The organism is Magnetovibrio blakemorei (genome assembly GCF_001746755.1).
GTDB classification, from domain to species: domain Bacteria; phylum Pseudomonadota; class Alphaproteobacteria; order Rhodospirillales; family Magnetovibrionaceae; genus Magnetovibrio; species Magnetovibrio blakemorei.
The window spans coordinates 1-1,516 of sequence record NZ_MCGG01000069.1; the positions used below are offsets into that span (position 1 = coordinate 1).

A 1,516-nucleotide genomic window follows, 5' to 3' on the forward strand; every position below is an offset into this window, starting at 1 on the left:
GGCCAGCATTTGGAAACGTGACCCGGCCAAGGCGGAGCTTTCGCCGCGCAAATATATTTGGAAGCGCAAGGTTACGGGCAAGCCGTTAAAGCTGGACAAAGACCGCGACCGAGAGAGGGAGCGGGACGACTAAGCGTCATCGTGTATATTCAAAAACCTACTTGATTAGATGTATTAGTTCCGATTTCCATTAGATGGGGCTTATCTCTCAAGAGTAACCGCGATACGGAACCCAAGAATATAGTCAGCCTCATCTTGTGCAAACCGTTCTCTTTTGGATACTGATAAGGAGTTAGAAGCCTTTCCCCAATGACCTCCTCTGTGCACCCTTGGACATAGATCTTTTCCCATAACATAATACCCACTCTCGTGGCTGTCATATGCATAGTTTTTGCTGTAACAGTCCTCGACCCATTCCGAAACATTTCCGAGCATATCGTAAACTCCAAATGAGTTTGGGTCTTTCTGACCGACCGGGTGTGTTTGTTTGTTAGAGTTATTCAAGTTCCACGCTATATTTGCAAGGCAGTCAGGGGCGTTACCACAGCTATATTTTGTTGTTGACCCAGATCGAGCAACATATTCCCACTCAACTTCCGTCAGCAAACGGTAATTTCTCCCAGTTTTAGCAGATAGCCTTTTGATATACTCCAGAGCATCCAGCCACGTTATGTTCTCAACAGGATTACTTGGTGTTTTAATAAATTTACTAGGATTATCCCCCATTAAGTAACCCCACTGTGCTTGCGTCACCTCGTATTTGCCAACTGCAAAGCTATAATTGATATTCAGACGATGCACGGGTTTTTCATCTGGTATGCTGCTGTTCGAGCCCATTTGGAAACTGCCAGAAGGGATGATGACCATTTCTGGGCAGTTGGTACAGTCACGGAAAGCCTCTCCCACATTGTTGCTAATAGGAGCAGGGCGAGGAGTTAACAAAGCGGGTGTTGGCTCATTGATTGGTTCTTCAGGGGTGGGGGCATTAGCTTTTGAATATTGTGAAATAGTTGGCGATCTATCTATAGCTGGTGTTTTGTCCATTGCCAAAATGGCTGGAGATATAGGGTAGTGTAGAGCCCCTTTTGAAATGGGATCATCTTTTCCAACATAGTTTCTTAACATATTCGAGCCACATGCAAACTCTCCAGTGCTTGTGTTATAGTAAAAATTATCGCGCACTCCACCGCCGCGTGGATCAGGAGAACTTAAATCTGCGGCTTTCCAACCATTATTTCGATCCTGAATTGAATGAATAAATATATCATTCTCGTAAATCTTATTTTTGTCACCGCCTCCAGTTGTCAATATGCAGTGTGTTGAATAAATCTTTTGTATCATCACAGCTTCTGGTGTGGTCGTTCCTGTCATTGTCTGGCAAGCAGATAAGGCTGCAAGCAACAGAACACCGATTATCGATTTCACATATCTCATAGTGATCTCCTCCAAATGATCGATGTTTTCTAGAATTATCACCAACCTACCTCAAATCAATTCTGAAATGAATCTAACTCTT

1 protein-coding gene is annotated in these 1,516 nt (G+C 43.8%); it reads right to left on the bottom strand.

What is annotated here, in order from left to right; translation table 11 throughout:
* Positions 1-201: 201 nt before the first annotated feature.
* Positions 202-1,434 (bottom strand): formylglycine-generating enzyme family protein, encoded by a 1,233-nt coding sequence (locus tag BEN30_RS18070; protein WP_139135076.1) that lies wholly within the window; start codon positions 1,432-1,434, stop codon positions 202-204.
* Positions 1,435-1,516: the final 82 nt, after the last annotated feature.